We start from the raw sequence: 22,509 nt of genomic DNA, 5'->3' as shown, positions 1-22,509 counted from the left end.
TGAATGGAAGCGACGACGACATTACTGCGGCATGAAGCCCTGCGCGTAAGTGCGTTCGTCGGTGCGCGGCGTATAGGTGAAGCCCTTGCGCGCCGCCCACGTCGTCACCTGGAAATGGACCGGGATGATACCGCCGTCATCGACCACGATCGCGGTCGCTTCCTGCAGCAGCCTGGAGCGCTCCTTGTCGTCCATGGTGTAGAGCGCCTTGTCGAGCACCGCGTCCATCTTAGGGTTGCAGTACTGGCCCCAGTTGACCGTACCGTAGCCCTTCCTGGCATCCTCGCCCGTCTGCGCGCCCCAGCCCACCAGCCCGAACGAATACTCGTGCCGGATGCTCTTGGCCGCGAAGGTCGCCATCGGCATGCCCTCCACCTTGGTCACGATGCCGATGCGCGTCAGGTTCTGCGCGATGGTCTGCGCGATCTTCTCGTCGTTCACGTACCGGTTGTTGGGCGTGTGCAGCGTGATGCCGAAGCCGTCCGGATAGCCCGCCTCGACCAGCAGCTTCTTCGCGCCCTCCGGATCGTACTTGAGGGTCTTCAGGTTCGGGTTATAGCCGAACAGCTGCGGTGGCACCAGGTTGTCGGTCGGCTCCGCCAGGCCCTCCATGATGCGGTCCTTGATGCCCTGGCGGTTGATCGCCATGCTCATCGCGCGACGCACGCGCGGGTCCTTGAGCGGATTCTTGGCGAGCGGCTTGCCGTCCTTACCCGTCACGTCCGGCGTCGGGTCACGCTTGTCGTCCGTATACAGATAGATGACGCGGTGCGAGATCTTCGAGAAAAAATTCAGCGATGCATCCCCGCGCACGCGCGCCAGGTCCGGCGTCGGCACGTTCTCGATTGCCTGCACATCCCCCGACAGCAGCGCCGCGATGCGCGTCGCGCCGTTGGGAATGAAGCGCAGCGTCACCTTGTCCCAAGCCGGTTTCGGGCCCCAGTACTGGTCGTTGCGCACCAGCTCGACACGGTCGTCCCGCGCGTAGCTGACGAACTTGAACGGCCCGGTGCCGACCATGCCCTTGCCCTGCGCGAAGTCGTCGCTCGACAGTCCCTGCGTCGCCTTCTTCTGCACGATGAACACCGAGATCAGGTCCGACAGCATCAGCGGATACGGCTGCGAGGTCGTCAGCTGGATCGTGTATTTGTTGATGATCTTCTTGTGGATGATCGCCTTGGTGTAGGTATCGAACTTGCCCGGGCTGTTGACGATGGTCGCCGGCCTGTCGAGCGACCACGCCACATCCTCCGTCGTCAGCTCGCTGCCGTCATGGAACTTCACGCCCGGCCGCAGCTTGAACTCCCAGGTCAGGTTGTTGAGCATCTTCCACGACTCGGCCAGCCCCGGAACGATATGGCTGTCCGCATCCATCTTCACCAAGCACTCGAACATGTGCTCCGATACGTTGATGTTGGAGAACAGGTTGTAGAAGTGCGGGTCCATCGAGGTCGGCGGCGAACTCATGCCAATCCTCAAATCGGTGGCCAGCGCCTGGGGGCTGATGCCCGCCATCGCACACCCCGCCACACACATCGCAGCAGCGACGCGCCGCAAGATCCGAGTCATGGTCACGGCTCTTCTCCCCAAGAAAAGGAATCGATGGTTCGATCTCGCTGAGGGCGCGGCCTCGCTTCTCGGAGCGCTCGCGCCGACTATAGCGACGCCCACGTGCCATCAGCAATGTGCGGCGCCACAAATTGGTGCACACCGACGTCGTTCGTCTTCCGAAATCCCCGGCGACGGCGGGCGAAAGCAAAAAGCAGGAACCGTTCCATACCGGAGACGAATGTCGGAGCCACCAGGCGTGCCGCGCTCGCACGGATGGCGCGGACCAGGCAGCCACCTTCGGCGTATCATCGGACGTTGAAGCGAACTTCCACGCCAGAACACGAGCGCCACCCATGAAGCTGATCCCAGAAATCCTCGCCGCCCAGGCAGAGATCCAGGCACTGCGACGTGACATTCATGCCTACCCCGAACTCTGTTTCGAAGAGCAGCGCACCTCCGACCTGGTCGCCACCAAGCTGGCCGAATGGGGTATCGAAGTGCACCGTGGACTCGGCAAGACCGGCCTGGTCGGCGTGATCCGCAACGGTGAAGGCCAGCGGATCGGCCTGCGCGCAGACATGGATGCGCTGCCATTGGCCGAGGCCAACCAGTTCGCACACCGCTCCAGGCACGAAGGAAAAATGCACGCATGCGGCCATGACGGCCACACGGCCATGCTGCTGGGTGCGGCCCACTATCTCGCCAGGCATCGCAACTTCAGCGGTACGGTCCACCTGATCTTCCAGCCGGCCGAAGAAGGCGGCGGCGGCGCTCGGGAAATGATCAGGGACGGCCTGTTCGACCGCTTCCCGTGCGACGCGGTGTTCGGCATGCATAACTGGCCGGGCGTACCCGTCGGTGCATTCGGCACGCGCGTCGGCCCGCTGATGGCATCCAGCAACGAATTCCGCATCGTCATCAAAGGCAAGGGCGCACACGCCGCACTGCCGCACAACGGCAACGACCCCGTGTTCGTTGGCGCACAGATGGTATCGGCGCTGCAGGGCGTCATCACTCGCAACAAGCGGCCGATCGACACGGCGGTGCTGTCCATCACGCAGTTCCATGCCGGCGACGCCAGCAACATCATCCCGAACGAAGCGTGGATCGGCGGCACCGTGCGCACCTTCTCGACAGCCGTGCTGGACCTGATCGAGCGGCGCATGGAAGAAGTCGCCAAAGCGATCGCCGCCGCCTACGACTGCTCCATCGACTTCACCTTCCATCGCAACTACCCGCCCACCGTCAACACCGAGCGGGAAACGCTGTTCGCCGCCGAAGTCATGCGCGAACTGGTCGGCCCCGATCACGTCGATGCCAATATCGACCCGACCATGGGAGCCGAGGATTTCTCCTTCATGCTGATCGAGAAACCGGGCTGCTTTGCCTTCATCGGCAACGGCGACGGCGATCATCGAGAACAGGGCCACGGCCTGGGACCGTGCATGCTGCACAATCCCAGCTACGACTTCAACGACGAACTGCTGCCGCTCGGCGCAACTTACTGGGTTCGCCTGGTAGAAAAATTTCTGGCTCCGGCTTGATTCACGCATCCCCTCAGAAACACAAAAACCACCGTGTACGGTGGTTTTTTTATGATCCGCAGAAAAGTTGCTCGCCGCAGTTGGGGAAGCGTATCCGCGAATACACGAGGCCAATCGAAGATTGCCGCCCCCCTCTACCGGGTTCGCTTGGCAGAAAGTGATCCGCCTGATATATGCCAGCCGAAGGCCCGGCGATGCACGCAGCCCGACCAGCAGCACATCCGGCAGCAACGGGCCGCTGACCCGTAAGATCCCCTGCTTCAAGGGTCTTTGTGGGGTGCGCAACGCGGATCTGCGAGCGCTATGCCGGGCCACCCGCGAGAGGAGGCTCTTTGTTGTGGGCAGAGGTCGAGAGATTGCGAGGTTTGGCCGCCCAAAGTAAAACGCCCCAACCGGTAAGGGTTGGGGCGTTTTGATGGAGAGCCTGGCGATGACCTACTTTCACACGGGAATCCGCACTATCATCGGCGCGGAGTCGTTTCACGGTCCTGTTCGGGATGGGAAGGGGTGGTACCGACTCGCTATGGTCACCAGGCTATGACTTGTCGCGTCGCTGACTTCAGGGTCAACGCCGCCAATATGGAATGTAGTTTGGGGTTGTGCTTTTGTGTGTATCAGGCACAAGGCAGACCCAGCCGGAAACATACCGGTTATAGGATCAAGCCGCACGGGCAATTAGTACTGGTTAGCTGAACGCATTACTGCGCTTCCACACCCAGCCTATCAACGTCCTGGTCTCGAACGACCCTTCAGGGAGATCAAGTCTCCAGGGAATCCTCATCTTCAGGCGAGTTTCCCGCTTAGATGCTTTCAGCGGTTATCTCTTCCGTACATAGCTACCCTGCGATGCCTCTGGCGAGACAACAGGTACACCAGCGGTACGTCCACTCCGGTCCTCTCGTACTAGGAGCAGCCCCCGTCAAGATTCCAACGCCCACGGCAGATAGGGACCAAACTGTCTCACGACGTTTTAAACCCAGCTCACGTACCTCTTTAAATGGCGAACAGCCATACCCTTGGGACCGGCTACAGCCCCAGGATGAGATGAGCCGACATCGAGGTGCCAAACACCGCCGTCGATATGAACTCTTGGGCGGTATCAGCCTGTTATCCCCAGAGTACCTTTTATCCGTTGAGCGATGGCCCTTCCATACAGAACCACCGGATCACTATGTCCTGCTTTCGCACCTGCTCGACTTGTCGGTCTCGCAGTTAAGCACGCTTTTGCCATTGCACTTTAGGTACGATGTCCGACCGTACCAAGCGTACCTTCGAACTCCTCCGTTACACTTTGGGAGGAGACCGCCCCAGTCAAACTGCCTACCATGCACTGTCCCCGACCCGGATTCACGGGCCAAGGTTAGAACCTCAAACAAACCAGGGTGGTATTTCAAGGTCGGCTCCACCGAAACTAGCGTCCCGGTTTCAAAGCCTCCCACCTATCCTACACAGATCGGTTCAAAGTCCAATGCAAAGCTACAGTAAAGGTTCATGGGGTCTTTCCGTCTAGCCGCGGGGAGATTGCATCATCACAAACACTTCAACTTCGCTGAGTCTCGGGAGGAGACAGTGTGGCCATCGTTACGCCATTCGTGCAGGTCGGAACTTACCCGACAAGGAATTTCGCTACCTTAGGACCGTTATAGTTACGGCCGCCGTTTACCGGGACTTCAATCAAGAGCTTGCACCCCATCATTTAATCTTCCGGCACCGGGCAGGCGTCACACCCTATACGTCCACTTTCGTGTTTGCAGAGTGCTGTGTTTTTATTAAACAGTCGCAGCCACCATTTTATTGCAACCCCTTCATCCTTCTGGCGCGAGCCAGTCAAACTACAAGGGCGTACCTTATCCCGAAGTTACGGTACCAATTTGCCGAGTTCCTTCTCCCGAGTTCTCTCAAGCGCCTTAGAATACTCATCTCGCCCACCTGTGTCGGTTTGCGGTACGGTCTCGTATGACTGAAGCTTAGAGGCTTTTCTTGGAACCACTTCCAATTGCTTCGCGACCTAACGTCGCTCGCCCCACACCCTTGAATCACGCACCCGGATTTGCCTAAGTGCCATCTCCAATGTAGGGACCGGGACTTCCAACACCCGGACAACCTTCCGCGATCCGTCCCCCCATCGCATCATACGACGGTGCAGGAATATTAACCTGCTTCCCATCAGCTACGCATCTCTGCCTCGCCTTAGGGGCCGACTCACCCTACGCCGATGAACGTTGCGTAGGAAACCTTGGGCTTACGGCGAGGGGGCCTTTCACCCCCTTTATCGCTACTCATGTCAGCATTCGCACTTCTGATACCTCCAGCATCCTTTACAAGACACCTTCACAGGCTTACAGAACGCTCTCCTACCATGCACTTACGTGCATCCGCAGCTTCGGTGACTGGCTTAGCCCCGTTACATCTTCCGCGCAGGACGACTCGATCAGTGAGCTATTACGCTTTCTTTAAAGGGTGGCTGCTTCTAAGCCAACCTCCTGACTGTTTTAGCCTTCCCACTTCGTTTCCCACTTAGCCAATCTTAGGGACCTTAGCTGGCGGTCTGGGTTGTTTCCCTCTTGACACCGGACGTTAGCACCCGATGTCTGTCTCCCGTGATTGCACTCTTCGGTATTCGGAGTTTGCTATGGCGGGGTAATCAGCAATAGACCCCCCAACCATGACAGTGCTCTACCCCCGAAGGTGAGACACGAGGCACTACCTAAATAGTTTTCGGAGAGAACCAGCTATTTCCAAGTTTGTTTAGCCTTTCACCCCTATCCACAGCTCATCCCCTAACTTTTCAACGTTAGTGGGTTCGGTCCTCCAGTACGTGTTACCGCACCTTCAACCTGGCCATGGATAGATCACTTGGTTTCGGGTCTACACCCAGCGACTGAACGCCCTATTCGGACTCGCTTTCGCTACGCCTTCCCTAATCGGTTAAGCTTGCCACTGAATGTAAGTCGCTGACCCATTATACAAAAGGTACGCCGTCACCCGTTTCCAGGCTCCGACTGTTTGTATGCATGCGGTTTCAGGATCTATTTCACTCCCCTCCCGGGGTTCTTTTCGCCTTTCCCTCACGGTACTGGTTCACTATCGGTCGATCACGAGTATTTAGCCTTGGAGGATGGTCCCCCCATCTTCAGACAGGATTTCACGTGTCCCGCCCTACTTGTCGTACACCTAGTTCCACAATACTGTTTTCGCGTACGGGGCTATCACCCACTATGGCCGGACTTTCCATTCCGTTCCGCTAACAATACTGCTAAAGAGTACAAGGCTGTTCCCATTTCGCTCGCCACTACTCTGGGAATCTCGGTTGATTTCTTTTCCTGCAGCTACTTAGATGTTTCAGTTCACTGCGTTCGCCTCCCTTGCCTATGTATTCAGCAAGGGATGACCCATACGGGCCGGGTTTCCCCATTCGGACATCTGCGGATCAAAGCTCGTTTGCCAGCTCCCCGCAGCTTTTCGCAAGCTACTACGTCCTTCATCGCCTGTGATCGCCAAGGCATCCACCACATGCACTTATTCGCTTGACCCTATAACGAGTATGTCTCGCTATAGGCTGAGTTCTCGCGTTGTGCCGTATTCAAAGCGGTCTTTCGATCACTCGTAATACTGGTTGATACAATCACAACCCAGTGTCGCGTTTAAATTGCGCGCCTCATCAACGCGCCGCGACACCTTTACTACATTCCATATTGTTAAAGAACAGCCGAGTTACTACTCGTCTTGGCAATGCCAAACGCAAACACCGATCTCTCGATGCTTGCGTTTGGCTACCACAAGGTGTTGGTGGAGGATGACGGGATCGAACCGACGACCCCCTGCTTGCAAAGCAGGTGCTCTCCCAGCTGAGCTAATCCCCCAGTTCACGGCAAGATCGCTCTCCGCCGCCCGTAACTTGGTGGGTCTGGTAGGACTTGAACCTACGACCCCCGCCTTATCAAGACGGTGCTCTAACCACCTGAGCTACAGACCCTTGGCTGTAACATCAAACAAACCGATAAGTGTGGACGCCTAACTAGGATGCACGCTCTTAAAGGAGGTGATCCAGCCGCACCTTCCGATACGGCTACCTTGTTACGACTTCACCCCAGTCATGAACCCTACCGTGGTAATCGCCCTCCTTGCGGTTAGGCTAACTACTTCTGGTAAAGCCCACTCCCATGGTGTGACGGGCGGTGTGTACAAGACCCGGGAACGTATTCACCGCGGCATGCTGATCCGCGATTACTAGCGATTCCAGCTTCACGTAGTCGAGTTGCAGACTACGATCCGGACTACGATGCATTTTCTGGGATTAGCTCCACCTCGCGGCTTGGCAACCCTCTGTATGCACCATTGTATGACGTGTGAAGCCCTACCCATAAGGGCCATGAGGACTTGACGTCATCCCCACCTTCCTCCGGTTTGTCACCGGCAGTCTCTCTAGAGTGCCCTTTCGTAGCAACTAGAGACAAGGGTTGCGCTCGTTGCGGGACTTAACCCAACATCTCACGACACGAGCTGACGACAGCCATGCAGCACCTGTGTCCACTTTCTCTTTCGAGCACCTAATGCATCTCTGCTTCGTTAGTGGCATGTCAAGGGTAGGTAAGGTTTTTCGCGTTGCATCGAATTAATCCACATCATCCACCGCTTGTGCGGGTCCCCGTCAATTCCTTTGAGTTTTAATCTTGCGACCGTACTCCCCAGGCGGTCAACTTCACGCGTTAGCTACGTTACTAAGGAAATGAATCCCCAACAACTAGTTGACATCGTTTAGGGCGTGGACTACCAGGGTATCTAATCCTGTTTGCTCCCCACGCTTTCGTGCATGAGCGTCAGTGTTATCCCAGGAGGCTGCCTTCGCCATCGGTATTCCTCCACATCTCTACGCATTTCACTGCTACACGTGGAATTCTACCTCCCTCTGACACACTCTAGCCGTGCAGTCACCAATGCAATTCCCAGGTTAAGCCCGGGGATTTCACATCGGTCTTGCACAACCGCCTGCGCACGCTTTACGCCCAGTAATTCCGATTAACGCTTGGACCCTACGTATTACCGCGGCTGCTGGCACGTAGTTAGCCGGTCCTTATTCTTCCGGTACCGTCATCCACACCAGGTATTAACCAGTGCGATTTCTTTCCGGACAAAAGTGCTTTACAACCCGAAGGCCTTCTTCACACACGCGGCATTGCTGGATCAGGGTTGCCCCCATTGTCCAAAATTCCCCACTGCTGCCTCCCGTAGGAGTCTGGGCCGTGTCTCAGTCCCAGTGTGGCTGATCGTCCTCTCAGACCAGCTACTGATCGTCGCCTTGGTGGGCCTTTACCCCACCAACTAGCTAATCAGACATCGGCCGCTCCTATAGCATGAGGCCTTGCGGTCCCCCACTTTCACCCTCAGGTCGTATGCGGTATTAGCTAGTCTTTCGACTAGTTATCCCCCACTACAGGGCACGTTCCGATGTATTACTCACCCGTTCGCCACTCGCCGGCAGGTAGCAAGCTACCCCCGCTGCCGTTCGACTTGCATGTGTAAGGCATGCCGCCAGCGTTCAATCTGAGCCAGGATCAAACTCTTCAGTTCAATCTGCTGTTTTCGCTCTTTACGAGCGGTCGCTCACTCTCAGAATCTGACTTGAACTCTCGTTCAAACCTTACTTCTGTGCGAGCACTTCATAACTTGTAAGCTAGCGAACTCGCGTCCGCCGCATCCGTCATCAAGCGCCCACACTTATCGGCTGTTTGTTTGTTAAAGAACTGCGCGATCAACTTTGTTCATCGCGTCGCTGCGTTGTCTGCAGCAGAGAAACGAGATTATGCAGAGCTTTTTCGCCGCCGTCAACAACTTGTCGAAGATTTTTTATCCGTCAACTCGCTGCCAACCGCCTCGAACTCCTATCGGCTCCTACCACCTCGCCGACCAGAAACCCGCATCATTACTGCTTCTCCACCGCCTCGACCCCTGCGCTTTCGCTTTCGCTTCAGCGCTGCGTCGTGCAGCGAGGGGCGAATACTAGAGACCTTTCCCCGACTTGGCAACACCTTTGTTGTGACGAGCGAATGACGGCTCACCGGGATTGCCTACAAACCCAATGCCCGCCTACGTTTACAGGCAGAAATCAGGGAGAAGTGGCTCCAGATATACTTGAGTCAGGGACTCGGACATTCGGAAGCGTCCGCTCCGACACTTGTTAGCGGTGTTTGAAAGCAGGTTGCCGCTTCCCCAGGAAAGCGTGCATGCCCTCTTTCTGGTCTTCCGTGGCAAATGTGGCGTGGAACAGGCGGCGCTCCAGGTGCACGCCTTCGCTCAGCGTGGTTTCGTATGCCGCATTGATCGACTCCTTGATCATCATGGCGGTCGGCAGGGAGAAGCCGGCGATGGTCTCGGCGGCCGCCAAGGCTTCATCCAGGAGCTTGTCGGCGGGGATAACGCGTGAAACCAAGCCGGCGCGCTCAGCTTCATCGGCGCCCATCATGCGCGCGGTCAGGCAGAGGTCCATGGCCTTGGCCTTGGAGACGGCGCGTGGCAGGCGCTGGGTGCCGCCCGCGCCCGGCATGGTGCCGAGTTTGATCTCCGGCTGGCCGAACCTGGCGGTGTCCGCCGCCAGGATGATGTCGCACATCATCGCCAACTCGCAGCCGCCGCCCAGCGCGTAGCCCGCCACGGCGGCGATCACCGGCTTGCGGATGCGCCGGATGGTTTCCCAGTTGCGCGTGATGTATTCATTCTTATAGACGGTGGCGAAGTCGTAGTCGGCCATGGCGCCGATGTCCGCACCAGCTGCAAACGCCTTGTCGCTACCGGTGATGATCATGGCGCCGATGCCCTCGTCGGCATCGAAGGCGAGCAGCGCGGCGCCGAGTTCGTCCATCAGCGCATCGTTGAGCGCGTTGAGCGCCTTGGGGCGGTTGAGCGTGACAAGGCCGACACGACCGCGCGTTTCGACCAGAATGTGTTGGTAGGACATGGGAACTCCAGTTGGAATCGATGTAATATTAGCCGACCAACCGGTCGGTTAATCAACCTGCGACCGAGGAGGAGACAAGATGACCAGCCCGACCATTCTGCTCGACTGGCATGATCGCGTGGCCACCATCACGCTGAACCGTCCCGACCAGCTCAACAGCTTCACCGCCGGCATGCACCGGGAACTGCGCGAGGCCTTGGACAAGGTGGAGCGGCAGCGGGCTCGCGCACTGATCCTGACCGGCGCCGGGCGTGGCTTCTGCGCGGGGCAGGATCTCTCCGAGCTCAATGTGACACCCGGGCAGATGACGGACCTGGGTACGCTCATCGACCAGCAGTTCAACCCGCTGGTGCGCCGACTGCGCGCCCTGCCGCTACCTGTGATTGCCGCGGTCAACGGCGTGGCGGCCGGCGCGGGTGCCAACCTGGCGCTGGCCTGCGACATCGTGCTGGCCGCGGAAAACGCCTGCTTCCTGCAAGCCTTCGTCAAGATCGGGTTGCTGCCGGACTCGGGCGGCACGTGGTTCATGCCGCAGCGCATCGGCGTGGCGCGGGCAATGGGGCTGGCGATGCTGGGCGAGAAGCTCGACGCCAGGACCGCGCTGGCCTGGGGGCTGATCTGGGGCGTCTATCACGATGCCAAGATCCTGATGACCGAGGTGCAGGCGATGGCCGACCACCTGTCCAAGCAGCCCACTCGCGCGCTGGCCGCCATCAAGCGCGCCATGCATGCGGCGCCCACGCAGTCGCTCGACGCCCAGCTCGACCTGGAGCGCGACCTTCAGCGCGAGCTCGGCCATTCGCGTGACTACGCCGAGGGGGTCGATGCGTTCCTCCACAAGCGCGTGGCCCACTTCACCGGCGAATGACCGTGGCCGAAACCGCCTTCCCCGACGCGCAGGCGCTGGCCGAAGCCGCCTGCCGAAGCATGCTCGACGCCGATGCCTGCTCCCGCTGGCTCGGCATGCGCGTGGAAGCGGTCGGCCCCGGCTACGCGCGCCTGGCCATGGCGGTGCGGCCCGAATTCCTCAACGGGCACCGCACCTGCCATGGCGGGCTGATTTTCACGCTGGCCGATTCGGCCTTCGCGTTTGCCTGCAACAGCCACAACCACAACACGGTCGCGGCGGGCTGCAGCGTCGAATTCCTGCGGCCGGCGCACGACGGCGACGTGCTGACTGCCGCAGCCGAGGAGCAAACCCTGTCCGGCCGCCACGGGATCTACGACGTGCGCGTGACCAACCAGGCCGGCGAGGTCGTCGCCATGTTCCGGGGGAAATCGGCGCAGATCCGAGGCCACGTCATCCCCGTTCCGGACAGCGGCGACCGCTGATCCCCTCCTATATATACAGAGTTGCCACGACATGGGCCCGCCCGATGGTGCCCAAGGAGACCTGCATGCGCCCCCGCTTGACCGACCTGCCGCTCGATCCGATCGAAACCGCCAGCCGCGATGCCGTCCAGGCGCTGCAGCTGGAGCGGCTCCGGCACAGCCTTGCCCATGCGTACGCGAACGTGCCGGCGTACCGCGCCAAGTTCGATGCGGCGGGCGTGCATCCGTCGGACCTGCGCGCGCTTGGCGACCTGGCGAGATTTCCGTTCACCACCAAGGCGGATCTGCGGGAGAACTATCCGTTCGGCATGTTCGCCGTGCCGCAGGAGCGCATCGCGCGCATCCATGCGTCGTCGGGAACGACCGGCAAGCCGACGGTGGTGGGCTATACGCTGGCCGATATCGACACCTGGGCAGGGCTGGTGGCGCGCTCGATCCGCGCGGCGGCGGCGCGGCGCGGCGACAAGGTTCACGTCAGCTACGGCTACGGGCTCTTCACCGGCGGCCTGGGCGCGCATTACGGCGCGGAGCGCGCGGGGCTGACGGTGATTCCGTTCGGCGGCGGGCAGACGGAGCGGCAGGTGCAACTGATCCGCGATTTCCAGCCGCAGATCATCATGGTGACGCCCAGCTACATGCTGGCCATCGCCGACGAATTCGTACGCCAGGGGCTGGACCCGGCCCAGTCCAGCCTGCGAATCGGCATCTTCGGCGCGGAGCCGTGGACGCCCGAGATGCGCACGGTGATCGAGGCTCGCATGGGGCTGTCGGCGGTGGACATCTACGGCCTGTCGGAGGTGATGGGCCCGGGCGTGGCCAGCGAATGCGCCGAGACCAAGGACGGCCCGACGATCTGGGAAGACCACTTCTACCCGGAGATCATCGACCCGGAAACCGGCGCCGTGCTGCCCGACGGCGCGTTCGGCGAGCTGGTCTTCACGTCGCTCACCAAGGAGGCGATGCCGGTGGTCCGCTACCGCACGCGCGACCTGACGCGCCTGCTGCCGGGCACGGCGCGGCCGGCTTTCCGCCGCATGGAGAAGATCACGGGCCGCTGCGACGACATGATGATCGTGCGGGGCGTGAATGTGTTCCCGTCGCAGATCGAGGAACTGATCCTGAAGCACGCGGCGCTGTCGCCGCACTACCAGTGCGTGCTCGCCAAGGAAGGCCCGCTCGATACGCTGACGGTGCGGGTGGAGGCGGCGCTCGGGACGCCGGCCGAGGTGGCGGACGCAGCCGGCGGACAGCTGGCGCACGACATCAAGGCGATGATCGGCGTGACTGCGGCGATCGAGCTGCTGGCCGTCGGCGGGGTCGAGCGCTCGGTCGGGAAGGCGCGCCGCGTGGTGGATCTGCGGCGCGGCCAGCCGTAGCCGCTAGCGCGAGGCCACGCCGACGGGGCTGCCCTTCGGCACCAGCACCCACAGCCGGCCGGCCTGCTTCATGCGGCCGGCCAGGTCGCCTGCCGCGTCGCCGTGGCCGAAGTAGTAGTCGGCGCGCACGGCGCCACGGATGGCCGAGCCCACGTCCTGCGCGAAGACCAGCTTCTGGATGGGCTCGGTCGACAGCGGTTTGGTGGTCGACAGGAACACCGGCGCGCCGAGCGGGATGTAGCCCGGGTCCACCGCGATCGAGCGCTCGGCCGTGAGCGGCACGCCCAGCTTGCCGATCGGACCGTCGCTGTTGCCCGGGTTCTCGTTGAAGAACACGTAGCGCGGGTTGATGTTGAGCATCTCGTCGACGCGGCCGGGGTTGGCGCGTGCCCATGCCTTGATGCCCTGCATGGTGGCCTGCACCGGGGTGATTTCGCCCTGGTCGAGCAGCCAGCGCGCGAACGAGCGGAACGGCTGGTTGTTGGTGCCGCCCACGCCCAGGCGCATGATGCCGCCCTCTTCCAGCTGGACCTGGCCTGAGCCCTGGATCTGCAGGAAGGCCGCTTCGACGGGATCGTCCACCCAGACGACCTCGTTGCCCGCCAGCGCGGGGCTGCGGATCAGTTGGACGCGCGCCGGCAGGGTCTTGCCGCGCCAGGCGGCGGGCATGCGGTACAGCGGGGTCTGGTACACGCCGTGACGCGTGCGCGAGCCGCGCAGCAATGGCTCGTAGTAGCCGGTGATCAGGCCGCTGTCGGTACCGTCGTCCTTGACCACGCGGTAGGGCGTGAAGTTGTCTTCGAAGAACGTGCGCATGGCGATCGGATCGCCGGCGTCGACCATCAGGCCGGCGGCGCAGACGCGTGCCCAGTCGGCGCGACGCTTCATCGCCAGGCAGTTCGATTGCAGCGCGGGCCAGGCGGAGGCGAGATCGTCGGTGGTCCAGCCGGCCACGTCGGCCCAGGTGGCGGGCTGCAGGCCGCCGCCCAGCGTGGCGGTCGGCGCCTGCGGCGCTTCCAGGCGTGGCGGCGGGCCGCTGGTGCAGGCCGCCAGCAGGACGGCGACCAGTGCGGCGGACAGGCCGGCCCATCCGCGCCGGTGGACGGTGTGCGCTCGAGTCGAGGCGTCCAAGGTTGTTGCTGTCATGCGTGTTCCATCCCCTGCGGCCGGCCGGTGCGCTTGGCTACAATGCCTGCACCGCGCTTTCCGCCGTCGATCATGAGCCAATTCTTCGAAAACCATCCGATGATGCTGTTCGGCCTGGAGGCCGGCGTGGCGCTGTTCCTGCTGATCTTCATCGTCATCTGGACGATGTCGGGCGCCAAGAAGCACCCGCGCCCGCTGCGTGCCCCACCCAGCCATCCGTCGCGCCAGGGCGAGGGCACCCAGGAAGCGCCGCGCGCCGAGGGCTCCGGGTCGACCGGCACGGCGCCGAAAGCGTCACAGCCGCCCAAGGCTGACGCCCCCTGATCAATGCAGCATGCGCGGCATCGCCAGCGCAAACTCGGGAATCGGCGCCTCGAAGCGATGGCCGTCCTCGGCCACGCAGAAGTATTCGCCGCGCATGGTGCCCACCGGCGTCTTGATGGTCGCCCAGCTGGTGTACTCGAACGATTCGCCCGGCGGCAGCAGCGGCTGGTGGCCGACCACGCCGAGGCCGGCGACCTCCTGCACGTGGCTCTCCGCGTCGGTGATGACCCAGTGCCGCGAGACCAGCTGGCTCGGTACCTCGCCCGTATTGCGGATGGTGATGGTGTAGGCAAAGGCGTACTGGTCCTGCGAGGGCTCGGATTGCTCAGGCAGGTAGCGCGTCCGGACCTGGACGGTGAGTTCGTAGCGGGACATAACGATCCACGGTGGCAAGTGGCGCCCATTGTGCGGCAAGGCCGCAGTGCCCGGCAAGGCGCGGCGGCCGGACCGCCGATCCGGCTAAAATAGCGCCCTTCTTCGCGCATCTGCGCGCCTTTTTCTGGTCCCCATCATGCCTGCAGCCATCGATCCGTCCGGTTTCCGCATCGCCCCGTCCATCCTGTCAGCCGATTTTGCCCGCCTGGGCGAGGAGGTACGCCGCGTGATCGAGGGCGGCGCCGACTGGATCCACTTCGATGTGATGGACAACCACTACGTGCCGAACCTGACGGTCGGCCCGCTGGTCTGCGAGGCGATCCGCCCGCACGCCCAGCGCGACGGCAAGCCGGTGCCGATCGATGTGCACCTGATGGTGCGCCCGGTCGACCGCATCATCCCCGACTTCGCCAAGGCCGGCGCCGATCTGATCACCTTCCATCCGGAGGCGTCCGAGCACATCGACCGGTCGCTGGCGCTGATCCGCGACCAGGGCTGCAAGGCCGGCCTGGTGTTCAACCCGGCCACGCCGCTGCACTACCTGGACCACGTGATGGATCGCCTGGACATGGTGCTGATCATGTCGGTCAACCCGGGCTTCGGCGGGCAGTCGTTCATTCCGGAGGCGCTCACCAAGCTGCGCGCGGTGCGCCAGAAGCTGGATGCCTACGCGGACAGGACCGGCCGCCGGATCCTGCTGGAAATCGACGGCGGGGTGAAGGCCGACAACATCGCCGAGATCGCCCGCGCGGGTGCCGACACCTTCGTCGCCGGCTCGGCCGTGTTCGGCAAGCCGGATGCGGACGGCGGCTATCGCGGCACGGTGGGTGCGCTGCGCAGCGCGCTCGAGGGCATCACGGCATGACGGGCGCGCTGCCGGCCGGGCCCGTGCGCGTCGTCATCATCGACCTGGACGGGACGATGGTGGACACGGCGGGCGACTTCCACGCCGCCATCAACGCGATGCTGGAGACGCTGGGCGCCGCGCCGGACATGCCGGCGCAGGAGATCGTCGGGTATGTGGGCAAGGGTTCGGAAAACCTGGTGCGCCGCGTGCTCGACGCGCGCCTGCCGCCGGCCCAGGCCAACAGCCGCTTCGCTGAAGCGCTCGACGCCTATCAGCGCGCCTACCTCGCCATCAACGGCCGGTACGCGCGCGTCTACGACGGCGTGCGCGAGGGCCTGGACGCGCTGCGCGGCATGGGCCTCGCGCTGGCCTGCGTGACCAACAAGCCGCACGATTTCACCCAGCCGCTGCTGGCGCAGTTGGGCCTGGCCCCCTGTTTCGACCTCGTTTATCCGGGCGACGCCTTCCCCTATCGCAAGCCCGATCCGTACCCCATGCTGCGCGTGGCGGAGGCCTTCGGCGTGAGCCCGGCAGACATCGTCGCCATCGGCGATTCGGAGAACGATGCCCGCGCCGCCCGCGCTGCCGGCATGCGCGTGCTGGCGGTGCCATACGGCTACAACCATGGCCAGCCTGTACAAGCGGCGGGAGCCGATGCTATAGTCGATTCGCTTTTTGCGGCAGCGCAACTGATCCGGCCCCATGCCACATCGGGCCACACCATGCACCGCGCCATGTCTGCCGCCTCCAACTGACGATCCATGTTCCTGAACCGCAAACGCATCTTCGCTGGTAGTGACCGGGGGGCCTGGCCCTGGCGACGCTGGCATGCCCTCGCCCGGGCGTAAGCGTTTGCACGGCTGCTGATCGTTCCATTCCGGTTTCCGGCATCCGGCGCACCCCCGGTGCGCCAGCCTGAGCCACCTGCTTCTCCTGCCCCCAAACGCTGACCGCCCGCCGGTTGACCGCCATTCGCGGATGACCTTCGCGGAATCGCACGGTTTTCGCACCGCTGTCGCGTTCCCACCCCTGATGTTCTGCTAACGTTCCGTCGGCGCAACCGCGCTTGCCGTGGAGCGAAACGCATGCCGGCCGTGGCTTTCCGCCCGTCCGGCGAACCGACCTGACCGCTCATGACCGAACTCGAATTCAAATCGCTGGCCGACCAGGGCTACAACCGCATCCCGCTGATCACCGAGGCGCTGGCCGACCTGGAGACGCCGCTCTCGCTGTACCTGAAGCTGGCGCAATCGCACGACCGCGGCACGCACACCTTCCTGCTGGAATCCGTGGTGGGCGGCGAGCGCTTCGGGCGCTATTCCTTCATCGGCCTGCATGCGCGCACGCTGCTGCGCACCACCGGCCACCGCACCGAGGTCGTCACCGACGGCCAGGTGGTCGAAACGCATGACGGCAATCCGCTGGAATTCATCGCCGCCTTCGAGCAACGCCACAAGATCGCGCTGCGCCCGGGCCTGCCGCGGTTCTGCGGCGGCCTGGCCGGCTATTTCGGCTACGACGCCGTGCGCTACATCGAGCCGCGCCTGACCGACACCGCGCCGCCCGATGACCTGCAGTTGCCCGACATCCAGCTGATGCTGTGCGAAGAGCTGGCCGTGATCGACAACCTGTCGGGCAAGCTCTACCTGATCGTCTATGCCGATCCGTCCAAGCCCGAGGCCTATCCGCGCGCCAGGCAGCGCCTGCGCGAGCTGCGCGCCAAGCTGCGGCATCCGGTGGACGTGCCGGTGACCTCGCCGTCGGTGCGCACGGACATCGTGCGGGAATTCGACAAGGCGGACTACATCACCGCGGTGCTCAAGGCCAAGGAGTACATCGCGGCGGGCGATATGATGCAGGTGCAGGTCGGCCAGCGCCTGGTCAAGCCGTTCCGCGACGCGCCGCTGTCGCTGTACCGCGCGCTGCGCTCGCTGAACCCGTCGCCCTATATGTACTTCTACAACTTCGGCGACATGCAGATCGTCGGGGCCTCGCCGGAGATCCTGGTGCGCCAGGAAGAGCGCCGCGTGCCGGCCGGCGCGAACGGCAACGGCGCGGAGGAATCCGCCCGCATCGTGACGATCCGCCCGCTGGCGGGCACCCGCCCGCGCGGCAGCACGCCCGAGCGCGACGCGGAACTGGCCACCGAGCTGCTCAACGACCCGAAGGAGATCGCCGAGCACGTCATGCTGATCGACCTGGCGCGCAATGACATCGGCCGCATCGCCGAGATCGGCTCGGTCAAGGTGACCGACCAGATGGTCATCGAGAAGTATTCGCACGTGCAGCACATCGTCAGCTCGGTCGAGGGGCGCCTGAAGCCCGGCATGACCAATATGGACGTGCTGCGCGCCACCTTCCCCGCAGGCACGCTGTCGGGCGCGCCCAAGGTGCGGGCGATGGAGATCATCGACGAGCTGGAGCCGGTCAAGCGCGGCATCTACGGCGGCGCGGTGGGCTACCTGTCGTTCTCGGGCGAGATGGACCTGGCGATCGCCATCCGCACCGGCATCATCAAGGACGGCAACCTGTACGTGCAGGCCGCCGCCGGCGTGGTGGCCGATTCCGACCCGGATGCCGAATGGCGCGAGACCGAACACAAGGCGCGCGCCGTGCTGCGCGCCGCCGAGCAGGTCCAGGACGGCCTGGACGCCGATTTCTGACAGGCAAGGAGCCCAACATGCTGCTGATGATCGACAACTACGACTCCTTCACCTACAACATCGTCCAGTACTTCGGCGAGCTCGGCCAGGACGTGCGCACGGTTCGCAACGATGAGATCACGATCGAGGCGATCGAGCAATTGAACCCGGAGCGCATCTGCCTCTCGCCCGGGCCGTGCACGCCCAAGGAAGCCGGCATTTGCCTACCGGTGCTGGAGCACTTTGCGGGGCGCATTCCCATCCTGGGCGTGTGCCTGGGGCATCAGGCCATCGGCGATGCGTTCGGTGGCCGCGTGATCCGCGCGCAGAAGGTGATGCACGGCAAGGTCAGCACCATCGAGAACACCGGCGCCGGCGTGTTCGCCAACCTGCCGCGCCATTTCAAGGTGACGCGCTATCACTCGCTGGCGATCGAGCGCGAGACGCTGCCCGACTGCCTGGAGGTGACCGCCTGGACCGAAGACGGCGAGATCATGGGCGTGCGCCACAAGACGCTGCCGGTCGAAGGCGTGCAGTTCCACCCCGAATCGATCCTGTCGGAGCACGGCCACGCCCTGCTGGCCAATTTCCTGAAGGAACGCGCCTGATGCGCGCCCGCGCGTGCGTGGCGGCGGCGCTGGCCGTGCTGGCCGCGCCGATCGCGCTGGCCGGCACGCTGGAGGCCTGCCGTACCGCCCCGCCCGAAGCCGGCGGCGCAGCCCGCTGCGTGCAGGCTGCGCGCAAGTCGGCGCAGGCGGAGTTGGCGGCGGCCGAATCGGCGCGCCGCAACGCGCTGCGCGCGCGTATCGCCGCGCGTGATGCCGCCATCGACCGCGGCGCCGCGATGGCCTTCGACCGCACCGTGCGCGCCCACCAGCTGTACCGGCAGGCCGAATGCGACCTGGCCCGCCGCCTGGCCCGCAACACCCCCGATGCCGACCTGGCCGAAGCCGCGTGCGATGCCGACCTCTCCCGCGAGCGCATCGGCGCCCTGCGCGAGGCCACGTACCCGGCAACCCCGGCGCCCAACCCGGCGGCGGCACCGGTAAAACCGTAACCGAATCCCACGACCATCATGACCATTTCTCCGCAGGACGCGCTGACCCGCTGCATCGAGCATCGCGAGATCTTCCACGACGAAATGCTGCACCTGATGCGGCTGATCATGCGCGGCGAGATGTCGCCGGTGATCGCCTCGGCGCTCATCATGGGGCTGCGCGTCAAGAAAGAGACGATCGGCGAAATCGCTGCCGCGGCCACCGTGATGCGCGAATTCGCCACCACGGTGGACGTGCCGGCGGCGATCCTGGATCACTTTGTCGACATCGTCGGCACCGGCGGCGACGGCGCCAACACCTTCAATATCTCCACCGCGTCGATGTTCGTGGCCGCCGCGGCCGGCGCGCGCATCGCCAAGCACGGCGGGCGCGGCGTGAGCTCCAAGTCGGGCAGCGCCGACGTGCTGGAGGCGCTGGGCGTCAACATCATGCTGACGCCCGAGCAGGTGGCGCAAAGCATCGAGGCGGTGGGCATCGGCTTCATGTTCGCGCCCAATCACCATCCGGCGATGAAGAACGTCGCGCCGATCCGCAAGGAGCTGGGCGTGCGCACCCTCTTCAACATCCTGGGGCCGCTGACCAATCCGGCCGGCGCGCCGAACATCCTGATGGGCGTGTTCCATCCGGACCTGGTCGGCATCCAGGTGCGCGTGATGCAGCGCCTCGGTGCCAGGCATGCGGTGGTGGTCTATGGTAAAGACGGGATGGACGAAGTGTCGCTGGGCGCCGCCACGGTGGTCGGCGAGCTCAAGGACGGCGAAGTGCGCGAGTACGAAATCCATCCGGAAGACTACGGCCTGCAGATGGTCTCCAACCGGGGCCTGAAGGTGGCCGACGCAGAGGAATCCAAGGCGATGTTGCTCGGCGCTCTGGAGAACGTGCCCGGCACGCCACGCGAGATCGTGACGCTCAATGCGGGCGCGGCGCTGTATGCGGCCAACCTGGCCGGCTCGATCGGCGATGGCATCACGCTGGCGCGCGAGGCGATCGCATCCGGCGCGGCACGCGCCAAGGTGGACGAGCTGGTGCGCGTGACCAATCAATTCAAGAAGTGAACATGTCCGACATCCTGCAGAAAATCCTGGCCGTGAAGGCCGAAGAAGTGGCCGCGGCGCGCAAGCACCGCGATCTGCCGAGCGTGCGCGCCGAGGCCGAGGCCAACCGCCACGACAGCACCCTGGGCCCGCGCGGCTTTGCGCAGGCCCTGCGCGACAAGATCGGCGCGGGCCGGGCGGCCGTGATCGCCGAGGTCAAGAAGGCCTCGCCGTCCAAGGGCGTGCTGCGCCCGGACTTCAAGCCCGCCGAAATCGCCGGCAGCTATGCCGAACACGGCGCGGCCTGCCTGTCGGTGCTGACCGACGAACAGTTCTTCCAGGGCCACGCCGACTACCTGCGCGAAGCCCGCGCAGCCTGCGCGCTGCCCGCGCTGCGCAAGGACTTCATGGTCGATCTGTACCAGGTGTACGAGGCCCGCTCGTGGGGCGCGGACTGCATCCTGCTGATCGTCTCCGCCCTGGACCAGGGGCTGATGGCCGAGCTGGAAGCCTGCGCGCACGAGCTCGGCATGGACGTGCTGGTGGAAGTGCACGATGGTCATGAGCTGGAGCGCGCGCTGCGCCTGTCGACGCCGCTGGTGGGCGTCAACAACCGCAACCTGCGCACCTTCGAGACCACGCTCGACACCACGCTGGGCCTGCTCAAGCACATGCCGGACGACCGCATCGTCGTGACCGAATCGGGCATCCTCAAGCCCGACGACGTGCGCAAGATGCGCGCGGCCGACGTCAACGCCTTCCTGGTCGGCGAAGCCTTCATGCGTGCCGACGATCCGGGCACCGAGCTGGCGCGCCTGTTCGCCTGACGCGATGGCCCGCGAGATCGAACTGAAGCTGGCGGTGCCCGCCGGCGCGCACGACGCGCTGGCCGGCTGGCTGGACGCGCATGCGCAGCCGGCCGGCTCCGTGGCGCTGGCCAACGTGTACTACGACACGCCCGAGCAGGCACTGGCGCGCAACCGCGCGGCCCTGCGCGTGCGCCGCCACGGCAACCAGTGGCTGCAGACGCTGAAGACGGCCGGCGACGGCGGCCAGGGTGGGCACGCCGGCCTGTCGGCCCGCCACGAATGGGAAGTGCCGCTGGACGGCGATGCGCTGTCGGTCGAGGCCTTCGCCGCGCAGGATGCCGCCGAGGCGGCCGACTTCGTCCGCCCGCATGCCGACCGCCTGGTGCCGCTGTTCCGCACCGATTTCACGCGCCGGCTGTGGCATACCGCGGCGGACGGCGGCGAGATCGAGATCGCGCTGGATGCCGGCGCCATCCTCGTGCCCGGCACCGACGCGCACGAAGCGATCGACGAACTGGAAGTGGAATGGAAGCCGGCCGCCGGCAACACCCTGGACGAATCGGCGATCGCCGAGCGTCTGCACGCGTGGACGCAAACCCTGCGCACGGCCGTGCCGGGCCTCGCGCCGCTCGACGCCAGCAAGGCCCTGCGCGGCTACCGGCTGCATGCGACGGCGACCGGAGCCCTGGCATGACGCGCCGCGCCGACCCGGCCCAGGCCACGCTCTTCGACGATGACGAACCCGCCGGTGCGCCGACGGCCACGGGTGGCTTCGTTCCGCTGGCCGACCAGTTCGATGCGTTGCCCGCCGACTGGAAAGCGCTGCTCGGGCCCTGCCTGGCGCGGACCGACTGGCCGGCCTTGTGCACCTTCGTCGACGGCGAACGCGCGGCCGGCAAGCCGATCTTCCCGACCGAGGTCTTCCACGCCCTGCACCTGACGCCGGTCGACGCGGTGCGCGTGATCATCCTCGGCCAGGATCCGTACCACGGCACCGGCACGGTCGATGGCCGCGAAGTGCCGCAGGCGCACGGGCTGGCGTTCTCGGTGCCCGCCGGCGTGCGCGTGCCGCCGAGCCTGCGCAACATCTACAAGGAAATCGAGGCGGAATACGGCCGCAAGCTGTCCGCCGGCTCCGGCAACCTGGAGGGCTGGGCGCAACAGGGCGTGCTGCTGCTCAACACAGTGCTGACCGTCGAGCAGGGCCAAGCCGCGAGCCACGCCCGGCGCGGCTGGGAGCGCATCACGGATTGCCTGCTGGAGCACCTGGCGCGCGTCGGCCACGCTCGCGTGTTCATGCTGTGGGGCAGCCACGCCCAGGCCAAGCGCGCCTTGCTGCCGGAAGGGCATCTGGTGCTCGAGGCGCCGCATCCGTCGCCGCTGTCGGCGCATCGCGGCTTCCTGGGGTGCGGGCATTTCCGGGCCGCCAACGACTGGCTGGCGGCGCAGGGGCAGTCGACGATCGATTGGCTCCGGCCCCAGGCGGACTGACGCAGCGGACAAGCAACCTGACGGA

Annotated in this window: 18 protein-coding genes, 2 tRNA genes and 3 rRNA genes; 14 read left to right on the top strand and 9 right to left on the bottom strand. The window is 64.0% G+C overall.

Annotated features, from left to right (window positions below; genetic code table 11):
• Window positions 1-21 precede the first annotated feature (21 nt).
• The gene (locus GO999_RS02610; RefSeq protein ID WP_211906755.1) at window positions 22-1,515 is read right to left on the bottom strand and encodes an ABC transporter substrate-binding protein; all 1,494 of its coding nucleotides are present in this window, start codon (window positions 1,513-1,515) and stop codon (window positions 22-24) included.
• Between the two features lie 389 nt (window positions 1,516-1,904).
• Here GO999_RS02610 and GO999_RS02605 point away from each other — a divergent pair, with 389 nt between their 5' ends.
• Window positions 1,905-3,095 carry a M20 aminoacylase family protein gene (locus GO999_RS02605; protein ID WP_016724726.1) on the top strand — a complete coding sequence of 397 codons (1,191 nt, stop codon included), beginning with the start codon at window positions 1,905-1,907 and terminating at the stop codon, window positions 3,093-3,095.
• Window positions 3,096-3,517: 422 nt separating this feature from the next.
• Here GO999_RS02605 and rrf read toward each other — a convergent pair.
• From rrf to GO999_RS02575, 6 genes are all read right to left on the bottom strand, one after another.
• Window positions 3,518-3,630, bottom strand: a 5S ribosomal RNA gene (gene rrf, locus GO999_RS02600).
• Window positions 3,631-3,749: 119 nt separating this feature from the next.
• Window positions 3,750-6,628: ribosomal RNA gene (locus GO999_RS02595) — 23S ribosomal RNA — on the bottom strand.
• Between the two features lie 254 nt (window positions 6,629-6,882).
• Window positions 6,883-6,958 (bottom strand) — tRNA-Ala (locus tag GO999_RS02590).
• A 36-nt stretch (window positions 6,959-6,994) separates the two neighbouring features.
• Window positions 6,995-7,071: transfer RNA gene (locus tag GO999_RS02585), tRNA-Ile, on the bottom strand.
• 59 nt (window positions 7,072-7,130) lie between these two features.
• Window positions 7,131-8,666, bottom strand: a 16S ribosomal RNA gene (locus tag GO999_RS02580).
• Together the 16S, 23S and 5S rRNA genes with 2 tRNA genes alongside form the textbook arrangement of a ribosomal RNA operon.
• A gap of 607 nt (window positions 8,667-9,273) precedes the next feature.
• The gene (locus tag GO999_RS02575) at window positions 9,274-10,050 is read right to left on the bottom strand and encodes an enoyl-CoA hydratase (RefSeq protein WP_019718857.1); all 777 of its coding nucleotides are present in this window, start codon (window positions 10,048-10,050) and stop codon (window positions 9,274-9,276) included.
• A gap of 79 nt (window positions 10,051-10,129) precedes the next feature.
• Between GO999_RS02575 and paaG the strand changes: the two genes are divergently transcribed.
• From paaG to paaK, 3 genes are all read left to right on the top strand, one after another.
• The gene (gene paaG, locus GO999_RS02570; RefSeq protein WP_011002779.1) at window positions 10,130-10,918 is read left to right on the top strand and encodes a 2-(1,2-epoxy-1,2-dihydrophenyl)acetyl-CoA isomerase PaaG; all 789 of its coding nucleotides are present in this window, start codon (window positions 10,130-10,132) and stop codon (window positions 10,916-10,918) included.
• The gene (gene paaI, locus GO999_RS02565; RefSeq protein ID WP_019718858.1) at window positions 10,915-11,382 is read left to right on the top strand and encodes a hydroxyphenylacetyl-CoA thioesterase PaaI; all 468 of its coding nucleotides are present in this window, start codon (window positions 10,915-10,917) and stop codon (window positions 11,380-11,382) included. The genes paaG and paaI overlap by 4 nt, the downstream gene beginning before the upstream one ends.
• A gap of 65 nt (window positions 11,383-11,447) precedes the next feature.
• Window positions 11,448-12,758 (top strand): phenylacetate--CoA ligase PaaK, encoded by a 1,311-nt coding sequence (gene paaK / locus GO999_RS02560; protein ID WP_111374935.1) that lies wholly within the window; start codon window positions 11,448-11,450, stop codon window positions 12,756-12,758.
• A gap of 3 nt (window positions 12,759-12,761) precedes the next feature.
• Here paaK and mltA read toward each other — a convergent pair whose 3' ends face one another.
• Complete coding sequence (gene mltA, locus GO999_RS02555; RefSeq protein WP_011002782.1) at window positions 12,762-13,904, bottom strand: murein transglycosylase A; 1,143 nt, start codon at window positions 13,902-13,904, stop codon at window positions 12,762-12,764.
• Window positions 13,905-13,976: 72 nt separating this feature from the next.
• Here mltA and GO999_RS02550 point away from each other — a divergent pair, with 72 nt between their 5' ends.
• On the top strand, window positions 13,977-14,228 hold the full coding sequence (locus GO999_RS02550) for a hypothetical protein (protein WP_029240398.1): 252 nt from the start codon (window positions 13,977-13,979) through the stop codon (window positions 14,226-14,228).
• Here the strand turns inward: GO999_RS02550 and apaG are convergent, their stop codons facing one another.
• The gene (gene apaG / locus GO999_RS02545; RefSeq protein WP_011002784.1) at window positions 14,229-14,603 is read right to left on the bottom strand and encodes a Co2+/Mg2+ efflux facilitator ApaG/CorD; all 375 of its coding nucleotides are present in this window, start codon (window positions 14,601-14,603) and stop codon (window positions 14,229-14,231) included.
• Window positions 14,604-14,739: 136 nt separating this feature from the next.
• Here apaG and rpe point away from each other — a divergent pair, with 136 nt between their 5' ends.
• The 9 genes from rpe (at window position 14,740) to GO999_RS02500 (ending at window position 22,484) form a co-directional block, all read left to right on the top strand.
• Entirely contained in the window at window positions 14,740-15,468 is a 729-nt protein-coding gene (rpe, locus tag GO999_RS02540; protein WP_011002785.1) for a ribulose-phosphate 3-epimerase, read from the top strand.
• The gene (locus GO999_RS02535) at window positions 15,465-16,205 is read left to right on the top strand and encodes a phosphoglycolate phosphatase (protein WP_019718860.1); all 741 of its coding nucleotides are present in this window, start codon (window positions 15,465-15,467) and stop codon (window positions 16,203-16,205) included. Before rpe ends, GO999_RS02535 begins: the two co-directional genes overlap by 4 nt.
• A 378-nt stretch (window positions 16,206-16,583) precedes the next feature.
• The gene (gene trpE, locus GO999_RS02530; protein WP_211906519.1) at window positions 16,584-18,113 is read left to right on the top strand and encodes an anthranilate synthase component I; all 1,530 of its coding nucleotides are present in this window, start codon (window positions 16,584-16,586) and stop codon (window positions 18,111-18,113) included.
• A gap of 17 nt (window positions 18,114-18,130) precedes the next feature.
• Window positions 18,131-18,700 carry an anthranilate synthase component II gene (locus tag GO999_RS02525; RefSeq protein ID WP_011002788.1) on the top strand — a complete coding sequence of 190 codons (570 nt, stop codon included), beginning with the start codon at window positions 18,131-18,133 and terminating at the stop codon, window positions 18,698-18,700.
• Window positions 18,700-19,149 carry a lysozyme inhibitor LprI family protein gene (locus GO999_RS02520; protein WP_071092574.1) on the top strand — a complete coding sequence of 150 codons (450 nt, stop codon included), beginning with the start codon at window positions 18,700-18,702 and terminating at the stop codon, window positions 19,147-19,149. Before GO999_RS02525 ends, GO999_RS02520 begins: the two co-directional genes overlap by 1 nt.
• 18 nt (window positions 19,150-19,167) lie before the next feature.
• The gene (gene trpD, locus GO999_RS02515) at window positions 19,168-20,205 is read left to right on the top strand and encodes an anthranilate phosphoribosyltransferase (RefSeq protein ID WP_011002790.1); all 1,038 of its coding nucleotides are present in this window, start codon (window positions 19,168-19,170) and stop codon (window positions 20,203-20,205) included.
• Between the two features lie 2 nt (window positions 20,206-20,207).
• Window positions 20,208-21,011 (top strand): indole-3-glycerol phosphate synthase TrpC, encoded by an 804-nt coding sequence (gene trpC / locus GO999_RS02510; protein ID WP_011002791.1) that lies wholly within the window; start codon window positions 20,208-20,210, stop codon window positions 21,009-21,011.
• A 4-nt stretch (window positions 21,012-21,015) separates the two neighbouring features.
• Window positions 21,016-21,687 carry a CYTH domain-containing protein gene (locus GO999_RS02505; protein WP_019718862.1) on the top strand — a complete coding sequence of 224 codons (672 nt, stop codon included), beginning with the start codon at window positions 21,016-21,018 and terminating at the stop codon, window positions 21,685-21,687.
• A complete protein-coding gene (locus GO999_RS02500) occupies window positions 21,684-22,484 on the top strand; it encodes a uracil-DNA glycosylase (RefSeq protein ID WP_019718863.1) in 801 nt (266 codons plus the stop codon). The genes GO999_RS02505 and GO999_RS02500 overlap by 4 nt, the downstream gene beginning before the upstream one ends.
• The last annotated feature ends 25 nt before the right edge of the window (window positions 22,485-22,509 follow it).

Origin of the sequence: Ralstonia nicotianae, from assembly GCF_018243235.1 — a bacterium.
Taxonomy (GTDB): Bacteria; Pseudomonadota; Gammaproteobacteria; order Burkholderiales; family Burkholderiaceae; genus Ralstonia; species Ralstonia nicotianae.
The sequence above is the reverse complement of the archived record's forward strand: the minus strand, read 5'-3'. Positions and strand labels throughout refer to the sequence as shown.